The 5,346-nt window shown below is 68.5% G+C and carries 6 protein-coding genes; 1 reads left to right on the forward strand and 5 read right to left on the reverse strand.

What is annotated here, in order from left to right; translation table 11 throughout:
- Window positions 1-616: O-methyltransferase (locus tag AC5RUJ_RS10315; protein WP_494155830.1), on the reverse strand; the 616-nt coding region annotated here is incomplete at its 3' end.
- Window positions 613-942, reverse strand: coding sequence for a thiamine-binding protein (locus AC5RUJ_RS10320; protein ID WP_494001978.1), 330 nt, complete (start codon window positions 940-942; stop codon window positions 613-615). The genes AC5RUJ_RS10320 and AC5RUJ_RS10315, both read right to left, overlap by 4 nt.
- A gap of 232 nt (window positions 943-1,174) precedes the next feature.
- Here AC5RUJ_RS10320 and AC5RUJ_RS10325 point away from each other — a divergent pair, with 232 nt between their 5' ends.
- The gene (locus AC5RUJ_RS10325; RefSeq protein WP_494128690.1) at window positions 1,175-2,125 is read left to right on the forward strand and encodes a zinc-binding dehydrogenase; all 951 of its coding nucleotides are present in this window, start codon (window positions 1,175-1,177) and stop codon (window positions 2,123-2,125) included.
- 140 nt (window positions 2,126-2,265) lie between these two features.
- Here the strand turns inward: AC5RUJ_RS10325 and AC5RUJ_RS10330 are convergent, their stop codons facing one another.
- From AC5RUJ_RS10330 to AC5RUJ_RS10340, 3 genes are all read right to left on the reverse strand, one after another.
- The gene (locus AC5RUJ_RS10330; RefSeq protein ID WP_494013344.1) at window positions 2,266-2,577 is read right to left on the reverse strand and encodes an AzlD domain-containing protein; all 312 of its coding nucleotides are present in this window, start codon (window positions 2,575-2,577) and stop codon (window positions 2,266-2,268) included.
- On the reverse strand, window positions 2,574-3,383 hold the full coding sequence (locus AC5RUJ_RS10335) for an AzlC family ABC transporter permease (RefSeq protein ID WP_494128691.1): 810 nt from the start codon (window positions 3,381-3,383) through the stop codon (window positions 2,574-2,576). The genes AC5RUJ_RS10330 and AC5RUJ_RS10335 overlap by 4 nt, the downstream gene beginning before the upstream one ends.
- A gap of 111 nt (window positions 3,384-3,494) precedes the next feature.
- On the reverse strand, window positions 3,495-5,318 hold the full coding sequence (locus AC5RUJ_RS10340) for a glycoside hydrolase family 15 protein (RefSeq protein ID WP_494155831.1): 1,824 nt from the start codon (window positions 5,316-5,318) through the stop codon (window positions 3,495-3,497).
- Window positions 5,319-5,346 lie beyond the last annotated feature (28 nt).

A 5,346-nucleotide genomic window follows, 5' to 3' on the forward strand; every position in this document is an offset into this window, starting at 1 on the left:
GCGCCAGCGCATCCCGGGTGCCGCGGATGTCGCGGTCCTCCGCGCCGGCGTCGCCGCCGTCGGTCAGCACCTTGCCCGACCGGACGACGTTGTCCACCACGATAAGGCTGCCGGGACGAGTCAGCCGCAGGGCCCACTCCACGTAGTTCCGGTTGTTTTCCTTGTCCGCGTCGATAAACACGAGGTCGAACGGCCCGACGCCCGCTTCGGCCAGCCGCGGCAGGGTATCCAGTGCCGCGCCCACCCGGATGCTGACCTTGTCCGCGACGCCGGCTGCCTCCAGGTTCCGCTGCGCCACCTCGGCGTGCCGCGGTTCGTACTCGCAGCTGACCACTTCGCCGTCGTCCGGCAGTCCGCGGGCCAACCAGATGGTGCTGTACCCGCCCAGCGTGCCGATCTCCAGCACCTTGCGGGCACCGCGCAGCCGGGCCAGCAGCATCAGCAGCTTGCCTTGGGTTGCGCTCACCTCGATCGCCGGCAGGCCTTCTTGCGCGGCACCCTCCCTGGCTGCGACCTGGGACTGGTCCTCCCCCACCAAGGTGACGGTCAGGTAATCTTCGACGGCGGTCCACGCCGCTTTCGGATCGACGTCCGGCAGGCCCGGCTGGACGGTCACTGCTGCTCCTGCTCGGCGATGGCAGCCTCCAGGCGGTCCACCTTGCCGTTGAGCTCGCCGTAGTATCCCGGACGAATGTCCGCCTTGAGCACCAGGGACACGCGCGATCCGTGACGGCCTACGGCCTCGGTGGCACGCTTGATCACGTCCATTACCTCGTCCCACTCGCCCTCGATGGTGGTGAACATCGCGTCCGTGTGGTTTGGCAGCCCGGATTCGCGGACGATCCGGACGGCCTCGGCAACCGCGTCATGGACCGAGGCATCGTGGGGTGCGGGACCGGCGACGGGCACCCCGGAGGGTGCAACAGAGAAGGCTACAAGCATGGCTTCAGTCTTCCACAGCACCCGTGCCGGCGCACAGGTTCGGTGTCACCTGCCGCAACCACGGGGCCTTCTGCAGCACCGGACGTGACGGACTTTACATGCATTTGCATAAAAATTGCCGGGTTTCGGAGCTAGGCTGGACATGCGGGTTTCGCACCCGCACCGTTCCGCCGGTCCGTTCCACCGGTCGCCCGCGGAATGCCACCATCCGCGCCGAGCCACAGGAGACCCCATGAAAGCCTGGCAATTTACCAACACCCACGAGCCGCTTGAACTGAATGAGGTCGAGGAGCCGACCGCCGCACCCGGCGGTGTCGTCATCGACATTAAGTCGGCCGGGTTGTGCCACTCGGATGTCGGCATGCTTGAGGACGAGGGCTGGCTCTCGACGCTGGCCAAGCGCCCCATCACCCTCGGCCATGAGGTGGCCGGGGTCATCACCGAGGTCGGGGAAGGCGTCACCGACTGGAAGGTCGGCGACCGCGTGGGCTGCTGCCCCACGACTCCGGCCGGCGCTCCCGGCTACGCCTTCGACGGCGGCTTCTCCTTTAAGACTGCCATCGACCAGCAGGCTCTGGTCCGCATTCCGGACAACGTCAGCTTCGCCCAGGGTGCGGCCGGCACCGATGCCGGCATGACCAGCCACCACGCCGTCATCGCCAACGGCCAGGTCAAGGCCGGCGACAAGGTCGGCATCATCGGCTTCGGCGGCCTGGGCTCCATTGGCGCCCGCGTGGCCGTGCTGGCCGGCGCGGAGGTCTACGTCGCCGAGGTCAACGAGAAGATCTGGGACCAGGCCAAGGAGATCGGCGCCAAGGACGTGGCGAAGTCCATCGCCGAGTTCCAGGAGATCGGCCTGGACGTCGTCGTCGATTTTGCCGGCTTCGGCACAACCACCGCCGAGGCCATCGAGACGGTCCGCCCCGGCGGCCGCGTGGTCCAGGTCGGCATGGGCCGGCTGGAGTCGACCATCAGCACCAAGGCCCTGATTCTCTCCGAGGTCACCCTGGTCGGCTCGCAGGGCGGCACCCGCGACGACGTGCAGGGCGTCTACGATTACTTCGCCACCGGCAAGCTCACGCCGACCATCACCGAGATCACCTTCGAGGACATCCCGGAAGGCCTGGAGAAGCTGAAGAGGGGCGAAGTCGTCGGCCGGCTGGTCGCCAAGATCGCTGACTGACCCCTTACCGGATGCTTGACGACGGCGGTGCGAACCGCCGTCGTCAACCTGCCTTAAGCCGCGGCGCCGTGGTGCGCCGCCCGCAAGCACAATCGTCGGCGCCTTACCCAGCCGGCCGCCGTCCCCCCAGCAGATTACTGTTATCCCCAGCCGGCCAGGCGGAGCAGTGCGGCGGCGGCGGCGCCGGCGATGACCACCACCAGGAACGGGGCGCGCAGCAGCAGCGCGACCGCGGCGGCCAGCAGCGCCCCGACCCGGGCGTCGAACGCCAGGTGCTGGCCGGTGGAGAAGGCGTTGACGACGGTCAGCGACGCGAGCAGGCCGATGGTCATGGTGGCGGCGACCCGGGACATGCGCTGGTTCTTCATCCACCTGGCGGGCACCAGATAGCCGGCCAGCTTGGTGAGGTAGGAGATGGCGCAGGCGGCCACTATCCAGATCCACAGGCTCATGGCGCCTCCCTTCCGTCCCCGCTGCCGGCCGGATCGTCGCGGCCCGCCGCACGGCGCTCGGACCCGGCGAGCGTGTGGGACCCGTCGTGCTCGGAATACGGCTCGTCATAGGGCTCGATGTCCGGCGCCAGCCCGGCGGGAATGGGTTTGTGGGTGAACCAGCCGATGGCGGCCGCAACCGCCGCCGCCACCAGGATGGGCACTCCGCTGGGCACGAACGGCACGGCCAGCAGCGTGGCCAGGGCGCAGGCAACCGCAATGGCGGCCGGTTCCTTGCCTTTCAGCCTCGGCCACAGCAGCGCCAGGAACGCGGCGACGGCGGCCCCGTCCAGCCCCCACTGCCTCGGATCGCCCAACGCGTTGCCGGCCAACGCCCCCACCAGCGTGAACAGATTCCAGAGCAGGAATATACCCACGCCAGCGGTCCAAAAACCGCGCCGCTGCTCGCCGGGGTTGTCCTGGCCGGACGCCGTCGCGGTGGATTCGTCAATGGTCACGTGGGCGGCCAGCGGCCGCCACCAGCGGGACGGGGAGACGAGCGCGTTCATCTGCATGCCATAGATGCCGTTGCGGATGCCCAACAGGGCAGAAGCGGTCATCGCGGCCAGACCGGTCCCGCCTCCGCCGATCACCCCGATGAACGCGAACTGGGAGCCGCCGCTGAACAGCAGCAGGCTCAGCGCCATGGTCTGCCAGAGGTCGAGCCCCGATGCCACCGACAAGGCGCCGAACGACACCCCGTACAGCCCGGTGGCGATGGAGATGGACAGCCCCACTTTCACGGCCGGGGACTGGAGAAACTTCACCCGTCTACAGTAGCCGGGAAGGCAGCCGCCCCGCCGCCGCCCCAACCGTGGATATCGCTGTGGAAACTGTGGAAACGGTCCCTGGAAGCGGCTGCGGCTAAGCGGCTGCGGCTACACCGCTTCCTGCGCGTGGCCGTTGATCGCGTCCGCCGCACGGATCAGCGCCAGGTGCGAGAACGCCTGCGGGAAGTTGCCGGCCATGCGTTTGTTCGCGGTGTCGTACTCCTCGGCCATCAGCCCCAGGTCGTTCGCGTAACCGACCAGCCGGTCCATCAGGTCGCGGGCGTCGCCGATGCGCCCGGAGCGGGCATACTGTTCCACCAGCCAGAAGCAACAGGCCAGGAACGGGTGCTCGCCCGGAGCCAGACCGTCCACCCCCGACTCGGTCCGGTAGCGCAGGATCAGTCCGTCCGCATCCACGAGTTCCCGCTCCAGGCGGGCGACGGTACCCAGCATCAGGTCGTCGTCGTACTTCACGAAGCCCACCTGCGGCAGCACCAGCAGCGATGCGTCCACCTCGGTAGTGTCGTAGCTCTGGGTGAAGGAGTTGATCTCCCGGTTGAAGCCGTGCTCCATGATCTCTTCGCGCAGCTTGTCCCGCAGCTGCGCCCAGTGCTCGGCTTCGCCGTCCAGGCCGTGCTCCTGCACCGCCCGCACGCCGCGGTCGAACGCCGCCCACATCATCACCCGCGAGTGGGTGAAGTACTTCCGTTCGCCCCGCATCTCCCAGATGCCCTGGTCCTTCTGGTCGAAGTGCTTCTCGATGTAGTGCAGCATGGCCTTCTGCAGCGGCCAGGAGAAGTGGTCCTCGGTGCCGCCCATGTTGCGCAGCTTCTCCAGCGCGACCATGACCTCGCCGATCACGTCCGCCTGGTACTGGCCCACCGCGCCGTTTCCCACCCGCACCGGCGCCGACCCTTCATACCCGGGAAGGTGCGGGATGATCCGTTCCTCCAGGTCGCGTTCGCCGGCCACCCCGTACATGATCTGCAGGTCTTCCGGGTCTCCGGCCACCGCGCGCAGCAGCCAGTTGCGCCACTGCAGCGCCTCGTCTTCGTAGCCGTGTGTCATCATCGATTCGAGCGTCAGCGCGGCATCGCGGAGCCAGACGTAGCGGTAGTCCCAGTTCCGTTCCCCGCCGAAGGACTCCGGCAGCGAGGTAGTCGGCGCGGCGACGATCCCGCCGGTGGTCTCGTGCGTCATGGCGCGCAGCACCAGCAGGGAACGCTTGACGATGCCGTGGTAATCCCCCTGCGGCGGGAACCGTGAGCACCAGGTCTGCCAGTAGCGCACCGTTTCCGTCAGCGCCGTGTCGACGTCGATCGCCGGCGGCACCGTCCGGTGGGACGGGAACCAGCACAGCTCGAAATCGACCGTCTCGCCGGCCTTGACCGTGAATTCGCCCTCGTGCCGGCGGTTCGCGGCGCGCGGCAGGCGCTCACCGTGCAGCACCAGCGCGTCCGGGCCGGCGATGGCGACGATCGATTCCCGGCCGGTGGCTTCGTCGTGCACGCGGTTCACCCACGGCACCACGTCCCCGTAGTGGAACCGCATGATCAGTTCCTGCCGGATGGTCATTTCGCCGGAAAGGCCCTCGACGCGGCGGACAAGTGACGCCCGGCGGTCGCCCACCGGCATGAACTCCGTCACCAGTGCCTCGCCTGTTTCGCTCTTCCAGCGGGTCTGCAGCACAAACGTCGACGGAACATAAGAGCGTTCAACGACGACGGCGGACGGCGCCTCCGTTGCTTCTGCCGCCACTGCTGCCTCTGCTGCGACCGGGGTGCCGGTGCGGACCCCTGCAGTCTCGGTTCCGGCCGGCGCCGGCGCAAGGTCGCCGCGGGGCAGGGTGTCCGTAAGGGTGGAGCGCGCGGACGTCGACTCGGCGGACGTCGGACCGCCGCTGGAAGGCACGCGTACGCCGGTGGCAGCCACGGATACGCCCGCCTCGGTTGCACCGGTG

It is taken from the genome of Arthrobacter sp. Y3223164, assembly GCF_059091005.1.

Coding starts and splice junctions, on each gene's coding strand:
- AC5RUJ_RS10320 (WP_494001978.1), bottom strand. CDS start 942: ATGCTTGTAGCCTTCTCTGTTGCACCCTCCGGGGTGCCCGTCGCCGGT.
- AC5RUJ_RS10325 (WP_494128690.1), top strand. CDS start 1,175: ATGAAAGCCTGGCAATTTACCAACACCCACGAGCCGCTTGAACTGAAT.
- AC5RUJ_RS10330 (WP_494013344.1), bottom strand. CDS start 2,577: ATGAGCCTGTGGATCTGGATAGTGGCCGCCTGCGCCATCTCCTACCTC.